Here is a 17481-nt window from a genome sequence, read left to right as displayed (position 1 = left end):
GCGGTCCCCACGGCACCACGGATCTTCCCGGAAGGGTCCACGACATGGGCAGCGAGCTCGGCCCCGCGGGCGGCACCGCCGCACCGCCTCCCCACCGCTCCGGCATCACCCTGCGCGTCAACGGCAAGCCGCAGACCCTCACCGTCGACCACCGGCGGGTCCTCCTGGACGTCCTGCGGGAGGATCTCGACCTCACCGGCGCCAAGAAGGGCTGCGACCACGGACAGTGCGGCGCGTGCACGGTCCTGGTCGACGGGCGGCGCGTCAACAGCTGTCTGCTGCTGGCGGTGGCCCTGGACGGCTGCGACGTCACGACCGTCGAGGGCCTGTCGAGCGACGGCGAGGAACCGCACCCGCTGCAGCGGGCCTTCCTGGAGCACGACGCCTTCCAGTGCGGGTACTGCACTCCGGGCCAGATCTGCTCGGCGGTCGGGGCGATCGCCGAGGCGGAGGCGGGTCATCCCTCGCGCGTCACCGACGCCCGGGCGCCCTCCGGTCCCGTTCCGCTGAGCCGGGAGGAGATCCGGGAGCGGCTCAGCGGGAACCTGTGCCGGTGCGGCGCGTACCCCCGTATCGTCGACGCGGTCGAGGACGTGAGCCGGTGAGGTCCTTCGCCTACGTACGGGCCGGCAGCCTCGCCGAGGCGGCCGACGCCTATGCCTCCCACCCCGGCGCCCGCTATCTGGGCGGCGGCACCAACCTCGTCGACCTGATGAAGCTCGGCGTCGAGCAGCCGGCCGCCCTCATCGACGTCACCCGGCTGCCGCTGGACCAGGTGACGGAACTGCCGGACGGTTCGCTGCGGGTCGGCGCCCTGGTGCGCAACAGCGATCTCGCGGCGCATCCGCAGGTCCGCGACCGCTACCCCGCCCTGTCGCAGGCGCTGCTCGCGGGCGCCTCCGGCCAGTTGCGCAACGCCGCCACCACCGGCGGGAACCTGCTCCAGCGCACCCGCTGCCCCTCTTTCCAGGACGTCTCCAAACCCTGCAACAAGCGCGAGCCGGGCAGCGGCTGCGGCGCGCGGGACGGCGTCCACCGCGACCATGCGGTCCTCGGGTACTCGGAGCGGTGCATCGCGACCCACCCGTCCGACATGGCCGTGGCCCTCGCCGCGCTGGACGCGCAGATCGAGCTGTACGGCCTCGCCGGGGTGCGCCGGGTGCACGCCGCCGACTTCCACCGGCTGCCCGGGGAGCAGCCGGAGCAGGACACCGTCGTCGAACCGGGCGAGTTGGTCACCGGCGTACTGCTGCCGACCTCGACGGCCGGGCTGCCGTCGGCGTACCGCAAGGCCCGCGACCGGGCCTCGTACGCCTTCGCGCTGGCCTCCGTCGCCGTGGTGCTGGAGGTGGCGGACGGTGTCGTCCGGCACGCGGGGATCGCGTTCGGGGCGCTGGCGCACCGGCCGTGGCGGGCCCGGCGGGCCGAGGAGGCGCTCGTGGGCGCGGCGCCGACGGCGGCGGCGTTCGAACGGGCCGTCGACCTCGAACTGTCTTCGGCCCGGCCGCTGCGCGACAACGCCTACAAGGTGCCCCTCGCCCGCAACCTCGCTCTCGACGTCCTGACACGACTCGCGCGGTCCGGGGAGGAATCATGACGGCCCCTGTCGTGGGCGCTCCCGCCGAGCGCCGGGAAGGCCGGGACAAGGTCACCGGCACCGCCCGTTACGCCGCCGAATTCCCCTCCTCCGGGGGGCTGTTCGCCCGTCCGGTGCCGGCGACGGTGGCGCGCGGCCGGGTGACGGGCGTGGACGTCTCGGACGCGCTGCGGCTGCCCGGTGTCGTCACCGTCCTCACCCACGAGAACGCGCCGCGGCTCGCCGAGCCGGACGACCCCACCCTCGCCGTTCTCCAGGGCCCCGGGGTTCCGCACCGTGGCTGGTTCGTCGCGCTGGTGGTGGCCGACAGTCCGGAGGCGGCCCGGGCCGGCGCCGCCGCCCTGCACGTCTCGTACGCCGAGGAACCCCATGACGTGACGCTGTCCGCGACGCATCCGCAGGCGTACGTCCCCGAGGAGGCCAACGGCGGGTATCCGGCCGTCCGGGAGCGCGGTGAACCGGAGGCCGCTTTCGCGGACGCCGCGGTCCGGGTCGACGTCGGCTACCGGGTGCCGCCCCTGCACAACCACCCCATGGAGCCGCACGCCAGTACCGCGCACTGGGACGGGGACCGGCTGACGGTGCACACCTCCAGTCAGGGCACCACGACCGTACGGGCCGTGCTCGCAGGGATGTTCGCCCTGGAGGAGGAGCGGATCTCGGTGGTCGCCGAGCATGTGGGCGGCGGCTTCGGGTCCAAGGGCACGCCCCGGCCGGACGTCGTCCTCGCGGTGATGGCCACCCGGCACACCGGGCGTCCGGTCACGGTCGCCCTGCCCCGCCGTTTCCTGCCCTCGGCCGTCGGGCACCGGGCGCCCACCCTGCACCGGCTCCGCCTCGGCGCGGACGCCGACGGCCGGCTGACGTCCCTCGTCCACGAGGTCACCACGCACACCTCCCGGGTGAAGGAGTTCGTGGAGCAGGCGGCGACACCGGCGCGCGTCATGTACGCGGCCCCGCACAGCCGCACGCTGCACCGCGTGGTGCGGCTCGACGTGCCCACGCCGTCCTGGATGCGGGCGCCCGGGGAGGCGCCGGGCATGTACGGCCTGGAGTCGGCCATGGACGAACTCGCCGAGGCACTGGGCATGGACCCGGTCGAACTGCGCATCCGCAACGAGCCGGAGACCGAACCCGACAGCGGCAGGCCGTTCAGCAGCCGGGGCCTGGTCGCGTGCCTGCGGGAGGGGGCGCGCCGGTTCGGGTGGGCGGAGCGCGATCCGCGCCCGCGCTCCCGTGCCGAAGGCCCGTTGCTGATCGGGACGGGGGTGGCCGCCGCCACCTACCCGGTGCTGGTGTGGCCGTCGACCGCCGCGGCGCACGCCCTGCCCGACGGGACCTTCCTGGTCGAGACCAACGCCACCGACATCGGCACGGGCGCCCGTACGGTGCTCGCGCAGATCGCGGCCGACGCGCTCGGCGCTCCCCTGGAGCGGATCCGCATCCGGGTGGGCAGCAGCGACCTGCCGTCGGCGCCGCTGGCCGGCGGCTCCTCGGGCACGGCCTCCTGGGGCTGGCCGGTCCACGAGGCCTGTACGCGGCTGGCGGAGCGTCTGACCGGCCTCCCCGGACCGGTGCCGGAACAGGGCCTGGTCGTCCACGCTGACACCTCCGGCACGGCCGACGCCGACAGCCCCTACGCGCGGCACGCGTTCGGGGCGCACTTCGCGGAGGTGGCCGTGGACACGGTGACCGGGGAGGTGCGGGTGCGGCGGATGCTGGGGGTGTACGCGGCGGGGCGCATCCTCAACGCCCGTACGGCACGCTCCCAGTTCGTCGGCGGCATGACCATGGGCCTGGGCATGGCCCTCACCGAGGGCAGCACGATGGACGCGGCCTTCGGCGACTTCACCGAGTCCGACCTGGCGTCCTACCACGTGCCCGCCCACGCGGACGTGCCGGACATCGAGGCGCACTGGGTCGAGGAGGACGACCCGCACCTCAACCCGCTGGGCGGCAAGGGCATCGGCGAGATCGGCATCGTGGGCACGGCGGCCGCCGTCGGCAACGCCGTCCACCACGCCACCGGCGTCCGCCTTCGCGAACTGCCCCTCACCCCGGACCGGGTGCTGACGGGACTGCTGGAAGCGGGCCACTGAACCGAGGACCGCGGACCGAAGGCCGCGGTCGGCACGGCGGCTCCGCCCCGCGGCGCGCGACGTGACGTTGATCACTCCCCGTGTGCACTCGGCCCTCGGAGCAGGCAGCCCGCCGTCCGCGGGCAAGTCCACCCGGCCGGTGCGATATTTCCGCCGGAAAGGGGGAATTCGGAATTCGAAAACGGGGAATTCGACAATCGGGGGAACCACTGGACGCCGCGCGACGGACCGCGCACAGGGAGGGCCCGTGGATGCGACCACCACGCTCGTCGTCGTCGCGGTGGTAGTGGCGGCGGCGCTGTTCGCCGTGGCCGCCGCCGTGCTGGTACGGCTGGTCCGGGCCCGGCGGGGCCTACGGCGGGCGGGTCTGCCGACCGGCCCACGCTGGGTGTTCTGGGGCGCGGTCGCGTACTTCGTCCTCCCCACCGACCTGCTGCCCGACCCTGTCTATCTCGACGACATCGGTGTCCTGCTCCTCGCCCTGCGCTCCCTGCGCCGCACGCCCGAACGCACCGAAACCGACCGTCAACTGACCGCCCGGTAACGAGTTTTCGCCTCTTCCGAGGCACATCGCCCCTGCTCAGCTCCCTGCGCCGCTCCCCAAACCCGTGTTGATCACGGAGAGTAAGGAAACCAACCACCCGTTCGATTCGTATAAGTGACTGAAGGTCCGAGTGACGGACAGAAAGTCGCACCAACGCAGCGGGCCCAAGTGACGTCGCACAGCGGCACCGCTTGATCGACGCAGTACCGACGAGGGAGAGACGATGCAACCGTTTGCGCTCAACTACGCACGCCCGGCAGCGGAGTTGGAGTTCGCCACTCCGTACGCCTATGACCCAGGACTGCAGTTGAACGTGCTCGGCGACGGCCGGATCGCCGCTCGTGACCACGCGCTGCTGAGAGAACTCGGGACGACCACCTCCACGGCGGGCTCCAAGACGCACTTCGACGACTGAGCCCGGGCAACAACCGATGACCGTGCTCATCCTGACCAGCCAGGAGGACGTCACCGCGGACATGGTGGTCGTCCACCTGAACGCCTCCGGCGTCCCCGTCGTGCGGCTCGATCCCGCCGACCTCACCGGCACCGTCGCGCTCTCCGCGGAGTACGTGCACGGCGCCTTCCGGGGCCATCTGTCGTCCGCCGGACGGCTGGTGAGCCTCGACTCGCTGCGGTCCGTCTGGGTCCGCCGGCCCGGTACGGCGGCGGCCCGGGCACCCGAACCGTCCGCGTGGCTCACGGAGGAAGCCTCGCAGGCCCTGTACGGGATGCTCCGCGGCAGCGGGGCGCGCTGGATGAACCATCCGGACGCGGCCCGGCGGGCCCGGCACAAGCCCTGGCAGCTGCGACTGGCCCAGTCCAGCGGGCTGCCCGTACCGGCCACGCTCATCACGACGTTCCCGCAGGCGGCGCGGGACTTCGCGGAGCGCTACCCGGACCTGGTGGTCAAGCCGGTGTCCGGGGCGCATCCGCAGGACCCGCCGCGTGCGGTGCCCACCACCCGGGTCCCGCCCGGCGCCGACTTCGCCGCCGTCGCCTACGGCCCGACCCTGCTGCAACGGCGTGTCGCCAAGCGGGCGGACATCCGGCTGACGGCGGTGGGCGACCGGCTGCTGGCCGCCCGCAAGACGACGGCGCCGGACGCGGACCCCGACGTGGTGGACGTGCGTTTCGCACCCTCCACCACGCCGTGGCACCCGGTCGACGTTCCGCCGCGTCTCGCGGACGCCGTACGGACGTATCTACGGGAGGCCGAACTGGCGTACGGCGCTTTCGACTTCGCGGAGGACGCCGACGGGACGTGGTGGTTCCTGGAGTGCAACCAGTCGGGGCAGTTCGGCTTCGTCGAGGTGGACACCGGCCAGCCGATCTCCCGGACCATCGCGGAGTGGCTGGCCGGATCCGGCCCCCAGCACCCTTCCCGGCACGCGGACTGCTGCGGTTCGGCGGCTCCCTGAGCCGGGCCGGGGAGGGCTCTCAAACCGCCAGGTACAGTCCGCTCTCCCCGTCCCTCTCTCCGTCCCTGTCCCCGTCCTTGTCCTGCCTCGGCACCCGAGCCGTCGGCGGCCGCACGGCGGCGGCGAGCAGGGCGTCCGCCGCGGCGACCGCCTCGCGGACGTCGGAGGTGCCCATCAGCACGCACAGGGTGTACGTGACGTCCTCCAGCTCGCGTGCCGCCTGAGGTCTCTCCTGCTCCGCCTGGGCGATCTTCAGTGACGCGTAGCGGGTCAGCAGCGTCCTGACGGCCTTCGGGTCCGGAACGATCACGGGCGCTCCTCTCTCCAGATGTGGTGCGCAGCGTGTGCCCGAACCCGGGCGATTCATGCGCCATTGAGGCTCATGTCACTCTCCCAGGGCACGGTTTTCGCCACTTGGCCCTGGGATCCGTCAGGCGACCTGTCCGCCGTGCAGAGCCGTGTACGCGCCGCCACGGCGCAGGAGCTCCTCATGGGTGCCGGTCTCCAGGATGCGGCCCTCCCCCATCACGACGATCCGGTCGGCGCCGCGCACGGTGGACAGGCGGTGCGCCACGACGAACGTGGTGCGATTCCGCAGCAGGCGGGCGAGGGCCTGCTGGACGAGCGCCTCGGACCGGGTGTCGAGCGCGGAGGTGGCCTCGTCCAGGATCAGCACCTTGGGGTCCCTGATCAGGGCGCGGGCGATGGCCAGCCGCTGCTTCTGCCCGCCCGACAGCCGGGCCCCGCGCTCACCCACCAGCGTGTCCAGGCCCTGGGGCAACCGGTCCACGAACTCCAGCGCGTTGGCGTCGCGCAGCGCCGCGCGGACCGCCTCCTCGTCGGCCTCGTCCTCCATGCCGTAGGCGACGTTCTCGCGGACGGTGCCGTCGAAGAGAATCGACTCCTGCGGGACGACCGACACGAAGCGCCGGTAGGTGCGCAGGTCGAGGGTGTTCATGTCGGTGCCGTCGAGCAGCAGGCGGCCCGAGGTCGGCCGGATGAAGCCGATGACGAGGTTGAGGGCGGTGGACTTGCCCGCGCCGGAGGCTCCCACGAGCGCGATGGTCTCGCCCGGGGCGACGGACAGCGTGAAGTCGCGCACCGCCGGCCGACCGCTGTCGTACGCGAATCCGACCTGTTGGAAAGTCACCGCTCCGCGCACCGCGGCGAGTTCGGCCTTGCCCTCGTTGTCCTCCAGCTCGGGCGCCTGGAGCACCTCACCGACCGAGCGGACCGACTCCAGGCCCTTGGTGATGACCGGGGCGAGGCCGATGAGCGTGGTGGTGGAGTTGGTGAGGGTCGTCAGGAAGGCGCTGAGCATGACGACGTCGCCCGGGGTGACGCCCCAGACGCCGTAGTACGAGACGAGCGCCGCAGCGGCCAGGACGAGCACGCCGACGACGTTGAGGACGACCCAGGCGATCGATCCGAAGCGGCCGTTGACGAGGTCGAGGCGCATCCCGGAGGTCAGCAGCCGGTGCAGGGTGCGGTCCATACGGCGCAGCGCCTTGCCCTCCAGGCCGTGGGCCCGGGTGACCGGGATCAGGCGGGTCATCTCCGTCACGCGTGAGGAGAGGGCCTCGACCTCGTGGCGGAAGTGCTCGTTGTGGGCGCGCAACCGGGCCCTGAGGCGGGCCACGACGAACGCGGCGGCGGGCACCACGACGAGGAAGACGGGTACGAACTCCGGGGTGCGCACGGCGATGATGACCAGGCCGCCGGTGAGGACGGTGAGCGCGCCGAGCCCGTTCTCGGCGGTCTGCTGCACCATCTGCTCCACGGCCTCGACGTCCCGCACCACCTTGGCCTGCAGCACGCCGGCGCTGACCCGTGAGTGGTAGCCGATGGACAGTTGCTGCATGCGCGTGCACAGCGCGGAGCGCAGGGCGGTGCCCATGCGGCGCACACTGCCGTACAGGAGACGGACGTAGAGCACGTGCAGGGGGTAGTTGACGAGCAGGATGAACAGGATGACGCCGGTGCTCGTCCAGAGGCGGCCGATCGGCTGGTGCTGGACGACGGTGTCGATGATGGACGCGGTGATCAGCGGCAGCAGCCAGATGGGGCTGTGCTTGACGGTGAAGACGACGACCGCGCCGGCCAGCCGGTACCGGTCGGCGCGGAAGAGGTAGGCGAGCGTACGGACCGGGTGCTCTCCCCGGTAGCGATGGTCGAGCGGTCTGTCGAGCGACGACGCCATCGGCGGTGGTCCTCCTGAATGCCGGTCGAAGAGGCTGGTGCGGAGCCTTGTGCGGGATCCCGAACCCCACCCACCCGGGGGTGAGCCTCGCGACGCCGGTCAGGCCGGCCCAGCCCGTCTGCCGGTTCCCGACGGGCACCGGTCAGGGGCAACCGGCCCGTCCGGCCCGCTCGATGAGCGCCGCCCAGGGCGTTTCCGCCCGTACGCCGGCACACGATGAGCACCGGTCAGGGCAGTTCAGCCCGTCTGGGGCACCCCCTCCGGGGGAGTTCGCGGACGAGGCCCGTTCAGGGCCGAGGCGGGGTGCGGGGCGGCGGCCCCGCGTGGGGGGGGCAGGGGTGGAGCCCCTGGCGGAGTCGAAGGGGTGGAGCCCCTGGCGGACGGGTGGACGCGTTCCAGCCTGGCCCGGCCGTCGGCGGAGGTCCAATGGAATTAAGGGGACGCATTCAGCAGTGCGGGCGCTGAATCCCGGCTCGGGGTGCGGCGCGGCCGGACCCTATCCTCGTGCCGACCACGCGGCCGGCGTGGCGCGCCGACAGCGGGAGGGCAGGCCGGTGAACGAGCAGCCCCCGCCCCCGGCCGACGCCCCGGCCGCGACTCTGCGGTCCCTGCTGGCCTTCGAGGACGGCAACGCGCTGCGGCTGCTGTGCGCGCCCGCCACGGAGGACGCCGTCGTACGGCGGATCGCCGTCGGCCTGGACGATCTGACACCCGGTCCCGAGGACACCCTGGTGCTGGCCGTGGGGGCCGCGGCGGACGCCGGCACCGTGCGGGATGCCGCCCGGCGCGGCGCGTGCGCCGTGGTGCTGGGCGAGGCGGACGCGGCCGGTGCGGAGCCGGTGGCGGCGGCCCGGGAGACGGGCGTCGCCCTGCTGGTCCGCGCCGAGGGCACCGACTGGGCGGAGGCGGCGGCCCTGCTCAGGTCGGCCCTGGCTTACGTGTCCGCGGGTGACGCGGACGCCGCCGACGCGTTGCGCGGCCCCGAGGCGATCCCGTCCCTCGCCGCCCTGGCCGCCCGTGTCGCCGCGTACGTGAAGGGGTCGATCACCATCGAGGACACGCAGTGGCGTGTCCTGGCCCACTCCGCGACCGGCCCGGACGCCGACCCGCTGCGCCGGGCCGTCATCCTCGGCGGCCGGGTGCCCGACTGGCGGGTCGCGGAGCTGCGCCGCAGTGGTCTTCTGCACGCGCTGTGGACTTCGAGGGACGTTCTGCACCGGCCCGCCGACGGCGACACGCCCGAGCGGCTGGTCGTCGCCGTCCGCAGCGGGCAGGAGGTCCTCGGTTCGATCTGGGCCGCCGCGGACGGCGCCGCCCTGGCCCCGGACGCCGCTCGCTCCCTGCGCACGGCCGCCGGCCTGGCCGCCCCGCTCCTGGTGCGGGAGCGGCTGCGCGAGAGCGGTACGGCGCACCGCCGGGAGGCCGCGCTGCGGGGTCTGCTGCACGGGCTCGGGGACCGTCGCACGCACGCCTGGTCGCTGGGCCTGTCCCCGGACGCGCCCTGCGCGGTCGTCGTGGCCGAGCGGGACGCCGGCCGGCGGACGGACGACCGGGCCCTGGACGTCCTCGTGCTGGAGCTGGCGGCCCGCCGCCCCGGCACCGGCGTCCTGCGGGACGGCGACCGGCTCGCGCTGCTGCTCACCGGTGACGGCGCGGCCGCGGACCACGAGGCCGCCGTCCTGGCCGTCGTACGGGAGCTGGACGCGGTGGTCTCGTCGCTGCCGGACTGTGCCGCGGTGTGGCTGGGTGTGGGTCCGGTCGTGGCGCCGGAGCGGGCGACGGAGTCGCACGAGCGGGCCGTGCTGGTCGTCCGGGCGCTGCGGGAGCGGGAGGCGCGGGCCGCGGCGGCCGGGAGGCCGCGGCCCGCGCGGTGCGCGGACGCCGCCGGTGCGGGTCCCGCGCTGGAGGTGCTGCGGATCCTGGACGCGGTGCGGCCGGTGTGGGAGTCCGGGAGCGGGCCGGTCCACGACCTGATCCGCGCGGACCTCGCCGACGGCGGGGACCTCGTGCGGACCCTGGCCGCCTACCTCGACTGCGGGGGTGACGTCCCGGCGGCGGCCCGGCGGCTCGTCGTGCACCCCAACACGCTGCGCTACCGCCTCGGCCGCGTCCGGGAGCGCCACGGGGTGGACCTGGACGACCCCGACATCCGGCTGCTGCTGACCCTCGCGGCCCGGCTGACGGCTCCCTGACGTTGTGCGCCACGACAAAGCTCGTGGTCGCCTTTGTGCGGGCCGCCGAAGACGTACCGCCGTGCAGAGGCGAACCTGGAGGTGGCCGCCCGTTCCCGGCGCACCGAAGGAGACCTGGACGTGTCGTTCCCCATCGAGAACCACGAGAGCGACGCCTCGCGCGTCGCGCCCGTCGTCCGCCAGGCCGTCGTCGACGGGCTGCTCGGCGAGGACCGGCCGCTGGCCGGGTTCGTCGACGTCCAGGGCGTGCGCGAGAGCGTCGCCGGCCTGCGCGAGGCGTTCGGGCGGGTGCCGGACGTGCTGCACACCTTCGCGGCCAAGGCCTGCGCGCTGGTGCCGGTGCTGCGGCTGCTCGCCGACGCCGGGATGGGCTGTGAGGTGGCGAGCCCGGGCGAGCTGCGGCTGGCGCTGGACGCCGGTTTCGAGCCGGCGCGGATCGTGCTGGACTCGCCCGCCAAGACCCGCCAGGAGCTCCGCGAGGCCCTCGCCCTCGGCGTCGCCGTCAACGCCGACAACCTCGCCGAACTCGAACGCGTCGACGCCCTGCGCCCGGCCGGCTGCGCGTCCGTCGTCGGGCTGCGGGTCAATCCGCAGGTCGGCAGCGGGGCGATCGGCGCGATGAGCACCGCGACGGAGCACTCCAAGTTCGGCGTGGCTCTGCGCGATCCGGGCGCCCGCGCACGGGTCGTCGAGGCGTTCGCGCGACGGCCGTGGCTGACCCGGCTGCACGCGCACGTCGGCTCGCAGGGCTGCCCGCTGCCCCTGATCGCCGAGGGCCTCGCCGCGCTGCACCACCTCGCCGAGGAGATCGACGCCCGCGTCGGCCGCCGGCAGATCACCAGCCTCGACCTGGGCGGCGGCCTCCCGGTGAACTTCACCGACGACACGGTCACCCCCACCCACGCCGACTACGTCGCCGCGCTCACCGCCGCCGAACCGGCCCTGCTGGACGGCCGGTACCGGCTGGTCACCGAGTTCGGCCGCTCCCTGCTCGCCAAGAACGGCTTCCTCGCGGGCCGGGTGGAGTACGTGAAGGAGGCGGGAGGCCGCCGTATCGCCCTCACCCACGCCGGCGCGCAGGTCGCCACCCGCACGGTCTTCATGCCGGGCGCCTGGCCGCTGCGCGTGTCCGCCCACGGGCCGGACGGCTCGCCGAAGCGGACGCCCCCGCTGCGGCAGGACGTCGCCGGGCCCCTCTGCTTCGCCGGGGACGTCGTGGCGCACGAGCGCCGGCTGCCCGAACTCGCCGAGGGAGACCTGGTCGTGCTGCACGACACGGGCGCCTACTACTTCTCGGCGCCCTGGGCGTACAACAGCCTGCCCCGGCCCGGGGTGTACGGGTATCTGCTGCGGGACGACCGGGTCACGTTCGCCACGGTCCGCCGGGCGCAGACGGTGCGGGAGATCTCCGTGGAGAGCGGACTGACACAGGCGGACGCCCTGCTGAGCGGTTTCACGGCTCCTTCACTGCCCTGACGGCGTTTCCACGCATCAGCAGCGCGATTCGGAGCACCCGGGTCCTGTCCGCCTGACGAGGAGAACACCGTGCTGTGGGTCGCCGTACTGCTGTTTCCGTTCCTGTCCGTCCTGCTCGTGGTCATGGACCGCGTCGAGGACCGGCTGTCCGCGCCCGCCCCCGCGGGGCCGCGGCATGCCGCGCACCGGCGGCATCTGCGTCTGGTCCGGGGCACCGCCGACAGCGGGGAACCGGCTGCGGACGAGGGCCGGTCGGAGCCCCGGGCGGCCTGACCGACCCCGGGTTCCCCTGCGGCGCCGTCCGTGTGCGAGGCTCGCACACGGACGGCGCCGTCATGACGTCGGCCTCACCTCCACCGGCAGCAGGGAGAGTCAGCGACATGCGCATCGGTCTGCTCGGCACCGGCCCCTGGGCGCAGATGGTCCACGCCCCCGTCCTCAGCACGCACGAGGGTCTCGACCTCGCCGGTGTCTGGGGCCGCCGCCCCGCCGCCGCGAAGGAACTGGCCGACCGGCACGGCACCAGGGCGTACGACGACGTCGACGCCCTGCTCGCGGAGGTGGACGCGGTCGCGGTCGCCCTGCCGCCGGACGTGCAGGCGGACCTCGCCGTCCGCGCCGCCGGGGCCGGGTGTCATCTGCTGCTCGACAAGCCGCTCGCGGCCACGGTGGCGGGGGCGCGAGCGGTGGCCGGGGCCGTGCGGGAGGCGGGCGTCGCCTCGGTCGTCTTCTTCACCACCCGCTTCCTGCCCGAACCCGAGGCGTGGATAGCCGAACAGGCCTCCGCGGAAGGCTGGTTCACGGGGCACGCGCAGTGGCTGGGGGCGGTGTTCACGGGGGACAGCCCGTTCGCCACGCCGTGGCGCCGGGAGAAGGGCGCCCTGTGGGACGTGGGGCCGCACGCGCTGTCCGTGCTGCTGCCGGTCCTGGGCGACGTCCGCCGGGTGTCGGCGGCGGGGCGGGGGCCGGGGGACACCGTGCACGTCGTCCTGGACCACGTCGGCGGTGCGTCCAGCACGCTGACGCTCAGTCTGACGGCCCCGCCCTCGGCGGCGGGTGCCGCCGTCGAGATCCGTGGCGGGGCCGGGGTGGCGCGGCTTCCCGAGAGCGCCTCGGACGCCGCCACCGCCCTCGGCCGGGCCGCGGACGCGCTGGGCGCCGCGGCCCGTGACGGCCGGCCGCACGCGTGCGACGCGGCGTTCGGCCTGCGGGTCACCGAGGTACTCGCCGAGGCCGAGGCCCTGTTGGGCGGCGGCGCCGGCTGAGTACGCGGTGGTCGTGGCCGGTCAGGCGTGCCGGTGCGAGTGCCGGTGCCCGTGCCGGTTGCCGGTGAAGGCCCGGTAGAGAACCAGCAGGATGAGCGAGCCGACGATCGCCGCGACCCAGGTGGACAGATCGAAGAAGCCGTCGATCGAGTCCACGCCGAAGATCACCTTGCCCAGCCATCCGCCGAGCAGACCACCGGCGATGCCGATGAGCATCGTGACGATGAAGCCGCCCGGGTCCTTCCCGGGCAGCAGCAACTTGGCGATGGCACCGGCGAGCAGGCCTATCAGAATCCAGGCGATGATGCCCACGGTTCCTCCCATCTCCGTCGGAACGGGTGTACGTCTCCCGAATGCACGGACACGGGATCCGCAAACCTGCCGAAGGCGCCCTACTCGTCCTCGAACGGCTCCTCGCTCCACCGGAACCAGGCCCGGTTTCCCTCGATGTGCAGCAGGAACTCGGCGACCGGGCCGTCGGGAGAGGTGAGGGAAAGAAGGCGCCGGATCTCGGCGTACACGGCCTCCCACTCCTCCACGTGCGTGTCCAGGTCAGCCTCCAGCAGGGCGAGTTCACGGGCGAAGAGGGGTTCGACGGCGCCGTACGCCGGGCCGGGCGTGAAGTGTCCCGCCAGCCAGGGGAAGTCGGCCTCGTCGACCGCGATCTCCCCGACCGGTTCCTCGCCGCAGCGCACGTGCCAGACTCCGCCGTCGAACCCCATCACGCCTCCGTCACCCGTGGTCGATCACCGTGCGGGACAGCATGTCAGTCGATCTGTCAGCCGATCTCGAAGTGCACTCGTTCCCGTACGACGGGGTACCCGGCCTTCGTGAAGTGGGCGGCCATCGGGAAGTTGCCCCGGTCGGTGGCGCCGGCGACGAACTCCGCGCCGCGCTCGGCGAGGAAGTGGGTGCACTCGGCGAGGAGGTCGTAGGCGTACCCGTGGCCGCGGTGTTCCGGCAGGACGCCGATGAAGCCGACGCACGGGCCGGAGGGGTTGTGGGCCGGGATGTGGATGCCGGCGAGCTCTCCGTCCGGCGTCCGCGCGACCTGCCACCACTCGCGCGGCGACGGGCACCAGCGGAAGAAGTCCAGCTCCTCCTGGGCGGCCAGGTCGACGCCGCCCTTCTCGACGGCCTTGCGGGCGTGGGCGTCGAGGGTGACGGAGTGGATGGCCCGCAACGCGTCGAAGAACACCGCGTCGTCCGGTTCGGCGGCGAAGGTCAGGCGTCCGGGGCGTTCGGGCAGGCCGCACCGCGGGGTCCAGCGGTAGATGAGGCGTTCCACCAGCAGTCGTTGGCCGGCGGCGCGGGCGGCGGCGAAGCGGGCCTCGGCGGCAGTGCGCTGGACCGGGTCCTCGCGCCAGCCGGCGGGCAGGACCACCTGGAGGCCGATCTTCCAGGGCGCGGTGCGCAGGAGTTCGGCGCCGGCCTCCTCCTCGCCGTCGGCGAAGTCGAACCACTCGGCGGAGAGCGGTTCGGTGTCGTCGGGCCCGCCCCACCAGGCGGCGCGGGCGACGACCCGGCCGTCGCGCAGGGCGACCCGCTTCCAGTCGGGACGGTAGGTGGCGTTCTTGAACGCCTCTGCGGCGTGGAGCGGGTCGGGCAGGGTGTCGAACAGGTGGACGTCGCTCTCGTCGAGCGCGCGGATGACCAGATCGGTCACGGATTCCTCCGGGATGCGTCACTGCGTGGTGCGCTCCCGGTCGGTCCGACGTCGGTCAGACCCGGCACGCCGGGGTCACGGTGAGGGAGCGCGGGACGGGTGTGAACTGCATGGCGCTCGCCTCCTTCCGTGAGTCTGTGGGCGTGCGGTCACACCCTAGGAGCGCGGCTCCCCGGGCGTCCACCGGTTTTCCCGGCGCACCGTACTCGGCGCCGAGCGGACAGTGATGTGGCCGGTCTCTCCGGCGCCGGAGGCCCGGCCGGTCTCGGGGGCGGTCCGGGTGCCGCTTCGGGACGTCCAGGGCCCTCCTGGGACGGAAGTGGTTCAGGTGGGCCGTAGTGGCTGAGGAGGCACCGATACGGCCCCTTGGCCGCCCCTGCGCGGGGTCCGGCATCCCGGGCCGCTCACGCATCAGGGGTTATGTTCCGGCTCCGGGCGGTACTCCTGCCGCGAGGGAGCGTCCGCCTCGGGATGCAGGCTGCGCTCTCGCGTTGAATGGTGTTAGTGGACCCGATGAGAGCACCGGGTCCGAAGCAGCCCTCCGGACCGAGGAGCAGAGACCATGTCGACCTCACAGCCCGACGCCTCCCGGCCGTCCCCCGACCGCGTCACCCCGGACAACCTGCTCCACACCCGCACCGGCACCGAGGTGTCGCCCGAGGACATGGTCCTGGCCGCAGGCAGGGACCTCACCCCGCGCAACCTCGCGTGGGCTCGGCGCAAGCTCGACGAGGAGGGCCCGAACGCGATCGAGAAGCTGCTGCCCTGACCGTGTGACGGGCCGGCGCCGGTCCGCCCTTTCGAAGGGAGCCCCCGGGCTGTCAGACTCCGGAGGGTGCCCGACTTCGACATGCTCGTCCTCGGATCCGGTCCGGGCGGTCAGAAGGCCGCCATCGCCGCGGCCAAGCTCGGCCGCCGCGTCGCCGTCGTCGACCGCCCCGACATGCTCGGCGGGGTCTCCCTCCACACCGGCACCATCCCCTCCAAAACCCTGCGCGAGGCGGTGCTCTACCTCACCGGCCTCACCCAGCGCGACCTCTACGGGCAGAGCTACCGTCTGAAGGAGGACATCACCGTCGCCGACCTGACCGCACGCACGCAGCACGTGGTCGGGCGTGAAGTCGACGTCATCCGCAGCCAGTTGTCCCGCAACCACGTCGCCCAGTTCACCGGCACCGGCCGGTTCGTCGACGATCACACCGTCGCCCTGCGCACGGCCGGCGGCCAGGAGCGGCTGCTGAGCGCCGAACACATAGTGATCGCCACCGGCACCCGGCCCGCGCGGCCCGGCAGCGTGGAGTTCGACGGACGTACCATCCTCGACTCCGACAACGTCCTGACGATCGAGCGGGTCCCGCGGTCCATGGTGATCGTGGGCGCCGGGGTGATCGGCATGGAGTACGCGTCGATGTTCGCCGCCCTGGGCAGCAAGGTGACGGTGGTGGAGAAGCGGGCCGGGATGCTCGACATGTGCGACGTCGAGGTCATCGAGTCGCTGAAGTACCACCTGCGGGACCTGGCGGTGACCTTCCGCTTCGGGGAGACGGTGGCCGCCGTCGAGCGCCATCCGCGGGGCGCGCTGACCGTATTGGAGAGCGGCAAGAAGATCCCCGCGGACGTGGTGATGTACTCGGCGGGCCGGCAGGGCCTGACCGACGAGCTCGACCTGGACAGGGCCGGGCTGGCGGCGGACGCGCGCGGGCGGATCGCGGTGGACGAGCACTACCGCACGCAGGTGCCGCACATCTACGCGGTCGGCGACGTCATCGGTTACCCGGCGCTGGCCGCGACCGCGATGGAGCAGGGCCGCGCCGCCGCCTACCACGCCTGTGGCGAGCCCGTCGGGCGGATGCACCGGCTCCAGCCGATCGGCATCTACACCATCCCGGAGATCAGCTTCGTCGGCCGGACCGAGGACCAGCTCACCGAGGACCGTGTGCCGTTCGAGGTCGGCGTCGCCCGCTACCGGGAGCTGGCCCGCGGCCAGATCATCGGCGACGCGCACGGCATGCTGAAGCTGCTCGTCTCGCCCGAGGACCGCACCCTGCTGGGCGTGCACTGCTTCGGCAGCGGCGCGACCGAGCTGATCCACATCGGCCAGTCCGTGATGGGCCTCGGCGGCACCGTCGACTACCTCGTCGACGCGGTCTTCAACTACCCCACTCTCGCCGAGTCCTACAAGGTCGCCGCCCTCGACGCCACCAACCGGCTACGGCAGTTGGACCGGATCGGGGACTGAACGGGGACTGGGTTCGGGGGCCCGATCGGGGGCCGGAAGGGGACCGGCTCGGTGGCCTGAGCCGGTCCCGACCGGGCCGGTTCTCACGGCAGGTCGTCCTCGTCGACGACATGGACGGCGGCCTCCTCCGCGCCCGCGGCGCCCGCGTCGACGCCGACGTCCTCGGCGATCTCCTCCTTGGTGGTGTCGGGGTGCGCGCCCTCGTCGGGGGCGACCAGGCGGCCCGCACGGTCCTCGCCGGCCTCGGGGTCGACCGGCTCGCCCTCGCCGCCGGGAAGGTCGCCGATCTCGTCGCCGACGGCCTCGGTGTCGTCCGGCACCTCCTGGGCGAGGCGCTGGTCGAGGGTCTCGCCGTCGTGCTGTTCGGCCGCGGTGGTGCCGTACTTGGTGACGCCCAGCGGCTTCTCCGGCGGGGAGTAACCCTCGTCCAGGGTGTCGTCGTAGGTGCGTTCGTCGAGCGCGTCCTGCAGGTCGAGGGGAGCGGCGTCCTCCTGCTCCTCGTTGGTGCCGGTGGGCTGGTAGGCGTCGTCGCCCATGGTCTCGGGCTCCGTACCCATGGATGCCTCCCTGGGCTGCTGGGTTCGCTGCGTTGTCGGGTCGCCCGTCCGGGTATCCCCACGACACGCGCCCCAACCTCGGCACATGCCCGCCGCATGGGCCGCCGCGGAGATTACCCACCCGTCAATCTTGAAAGCTCAACCGCTGGGGCTATCATCACTCGCACACTCGGTGTGACCGTCCCCCAACGCATGGTGGGCGGCATCCACCGCGGCTTTCCCCGTCCA

The 17481-nt window shown here is 73.4% G+C and carries 18 protein-coding genes; 12 read left to right on the top strand and 6 right to left on the bottom strand.

Annotated features, from left to right (window positions below; translation table 11 throughout):
- Positions 1–44: 44 nt before the first annotated feature.
- The 6 genes from ACPT94_RS37730 to tgmB all read left to right on the top strand — a co-directional run bounded on the left by ACPT94_RS37730 (position 45) and on the right by tgmB (position 5658).
- The gene (locus tag ACPT94_RS37730; RefSeq protein WP_360351277.1) at positions 45–605 is read left to right on the top strand and encodes a (2Fe-2S)-binding protein; all 561 of its coding nucleotides are present in this window, start codon (positions 45–47) and stop codon (positions 603–605) included.
- On the top strand, positions 602–1597 hold the full coding sequence (locus ACPT94_RS37725; protein ID WP_360351279.1) for an FAD binding domain-containing protein: 996 nt from the start codon (positions 602–604) through the stop codon (positions 1595–1597). The genes ACPT94_RS37730 and ACPT94_RS37725 overlap by 4 nt, the downstream gene beginning before the upstream one ends.
- Positions 1594–3696 carry a xanthine dehydrogenase family protein molybdopterin-binding subunit gene (locus ACPT94_RS37720; RefSeq protein WP_360351282.1) on the top strand — a complete coding sequence of 701 codons (2103 nt, stop codon included), beginning with the start codon at positions 1594–1596 and terminating at the stop codon, positions 3694–3696. Before ACPT94_RS37725 ends, ACPT94_RS37720 begins: the two co-directional genes overlap by 4 nt.
- A 247-nt stretch (positions 3697–3943) precedes the next feature.
- Positions 3944–4240 carry a DUF1232 domain-containing protein gene (locus tag ACPT94_RS37715; RefSeq protein WP_360351285.1) on the top strand — a complete coding sequence of 99 codons (297 nt, stop codon included), beginning with the start codon at positions 3944–3946 and terminating at the stop codon, positions 4238–4240.
- A 223-nt stretch (positions 4241–4463) separates the two neighbouring features.
- Positions 4464–4655: a putative ATP-grasp-modified RiPP gene (gene tgmA / locus ACPT94_RS37710; RefSeq protein ID WP_189936157.1), complete on the top strand. Its 192-nt coding sequence runs from the start codon at positions 4464–4466 to the stop codon at positions 4653–4655.
- A gap of 16 nt (positions 4656–4671) precedes the next feature.
- Positions 4672–5658, top strand: a complete 987-nt coding sequence (tgmB, locus tag ACPT94_RS37705; RefSeq protein WP_360351288.1) for an ATP-grasp ribosomal peptide maturase — start codon at positions 4672–4674, stop codon at positions 5656–5658.
- Between the two features lie 19 nt (positions 5659–5677).
- Here tgmB and ACPT94_RS37700 read toward each other — a convergent pair whose 3' ends face one another.
- Positions 5678–5968 (bottom strand): DUF5133 domain-containing protein, encoded by a 291-nt coding sequence (locus ACPT94_RS37700; protein ID WP_360351290.1) that lies wholly within the window; start codon positions 5966–5968, stop codon positions 5678–5680.
- 120 nt (positions 5969–6088) lie between these two features.
- A complete protein-coding gene (locus ACPT94_RS37695) occupies positions 6089–7858 on the bottom strand; it encodes an ABC transporter ATP-binding protein (RefSeq protein WP_425247236.1) in 1770 nt (589 codons plus the stop codon).
- A gap of 554 nt (positions 7859–8412) precedes the next feature.
- On the opposite strand from ACPT94_RS37695, the gene ACPT94_RS37690 reads away from it, so the two are divergent.
- From ACPT94_RS37690 to ACPT94_RS37675, 4 genes are all read left to right on the top strand, one after another.
- The gene (locus ACPT94_RS37690; protein WP_425247881.1) at positions 8413–10050 is read left to right on the top strand and encodes a PucR family transcriptional regulator; all 1638 of its coding nucleotides are present in this window, start codon (positions 8413–8415) and stop codon (positions 10048–10050) included.
- A 120-nt stretch (positions 10051–10170) separates the two neighbouring features.
- Positions 10171–11526 (top strand): type III PLP-dependent enzyme domain-containing protein, encoded by a 1356-nt coding sequence (locus ACPT94_RS37685; RefSeq protein WP_425247233.1) that lies wholly within the window; start codon positions 10171–10173, stop codon positions 11524–11526.
- A gap of 69 nt (positions 11527–11595) precedes the next feature.
- The gene (locus ACPT94_RS37680; protein ID WP_360351301.1) at positions 11596–11799 is read left to right on the top strand and encodes a hypothetical protein; all 204 of its coding nucleotides are present in this window, start codon (positions 11596–11598) and stop codon (positions 11797–11799) included.
- Positions 11800–11906: 107 nt separating this feature from the next.
- A complete protein-coding gene (locus tag ACPT94_RS37675) occupies positions 11907–12791 on the top strand; it encodes a Gfo/Idh/MocA family protein (RefSeq protein WP_360342774.1) in 885 nt (294 codons plus the stop codon).
- Positions 12792–12812: 21 nt separating this feature from the next.
- Here ACPT94_RS37675 and ACPT94_RS37670 read toward each other — a convergent pair whose 3' ends face one another.
- From ACPT94_RS37670 to ACPT94_RS37660, 3 genes are all read right to left on the bottom strand, one after another.
- Positions 12813–13103 (bottom strand): GlsB/YeaQ/YmgE family stress response membrane protein, encoded by a 291-nt coding sequence (locus ACPT94_RS37670; RefSeq protein WP_425247883.1) that lies wholly within the window; start codon positions 13101–13103, stop codon positions 12813–12815.
- Between the two features lie 80 nt (positions 13104–13183).
- Positions 13184–13513, bottom strand: a complete 330-nt coding sequence (locus ACPT94_RS37665; RefSeq protein ID WP_425247880.1) for a hypothetical protein — start codon at positions 13511–13513, stop codon at positions 13184–13186.
- 56 nt (positions 13514–13569) lie between these two features.
- A complete protein-coding gene (locus ACPT94_RS37660) occupies positions 13570–14457 on the bottom strand; it encodes a GNAT family N-acetyltransferase (protein WP_425247879.1) in 888 nt (295 codons plus the stop codon).
- A gap of 562 nt (positions 14458–15019) precedes the next feature.
- Between ACPT94_RS37660 and ACPT94_RS37655 the strand changes: the two genes are divergently transcribed.
- Complete coding sequence (locus ACPT94_RS37655) at positions 15020–15226, top strand: hypothetical protein (RefSeq protein ID WP_360342765.1); 207 nt, start codon at positions 15020–15022, stop codon at positions 15224–15226.
- 66 nt (positions 15227–15292) lie between these two features.
- Positions 15293–16696 carry a Si-specific NAD(P)(+) transhydrogenase gene (gene sthA / locus ACPT94_RS37650; protein ID WP_360342762.1) on the top strand — a complete coding sequence of 468 codons (1404 nt, stop codon included), beginning with the start codon at positions 15293–15295 and terminating at the stop codon, positions 16694–16696.
- An 83-nt stretch (positions 16697–16779) separates the two neighbouring features.
- On the opposite strand, the gene ACPT94_RS37645 is transcribed toward sthA, so the two are convergent.
- Positions 16780–17253 (bottom strand): DUF5709 domain-containing protein, encoded by a 474-nt coding sequence (locus ACPT94_RS37645; RefSeq protein WP_360342759.1) that lies wholly within the window; start codon positions 17251–17253, stop codon positions 16780–16782.
- Between the last annotated feature and the right edge of the window lie 228 nt (positions 17254–17481).

The organism is Streptomyces aurantiaciflavus (assembly GCF_049808595.1).
Classification (GTDB): Bacteria; Actinomycetota; Actinomycetes; order Streptomycetales; family Streptomycetaceae; genus Streptomyces.
The sequence above is the reverse complement of the archived record's forward strand: the minus strand, read 5'-3'. Positions and strand labels throughout refer to the sequence as shown.

Coding starts and splice junctions, on each gene's coding strand:
- ACPT94_RS37730 (WP_360351277.1), top strand. CDS start 45: ATGGGCAGCGAGCTCGGCCCCGCGGGCGGCACCGCCGCACCGCCTCCC.
- ACPT94_RS37720 (WP_360351282.1), top strand. CDS start 1,594: ATGACGGCCCCTGTCGTGGGCGCTCCCGCCGAGCGCCGGGAAGGCCGG.
- tgmA (WP_189936157.1), top strand. CDS start 4,464: ATGCAACCGTTTGCGCTCAACTACGCACGCCCGGCAGCGGAGTTGGAG.
- tgmB (WP_360351288.1), top strand. CDS start 4,672: ATGACCGTGCTCATCCTGACCAGCCAGGAGGACGTCACCGCGGACATG.
- ACPT94_RS37695 (WP_425247236.1), bottom strand. CDS start 7,858: ATGGCGTCGTCGCTCGACAGACCGCTCGACCATCGCTACCGGGGAGAG.
- ACPT94_RS37675 (WP_360342774.1), top strand. CDS start 11,907: ATGCGCATCGGTCTGCTCGGCACCGGCCCCTGGGCGCAGATGGTCCAC.
- ACPT94_RS37665 (WP_425247880.1), bottom strand. CDS start 13,513: ATGGGGTTCGACGGCGGAGTCTGGCACGTGCGCTGCGGCGAGGAACCG.
- ACPT94_RS37655 (WP_360342765.1), top strand. CDS start 15,020: ATGTCGACCTCACAGCCCGACGCCTCCCGGCCGTCCCCCGACCGCGTC.
- ACPT94_RS37645 (WP_360342759.1), bottom strand. CDS start 17,253: ATGGGTACGGAGCCCGAGACCATGGGCGACGACGCCTACCAGCCCACC.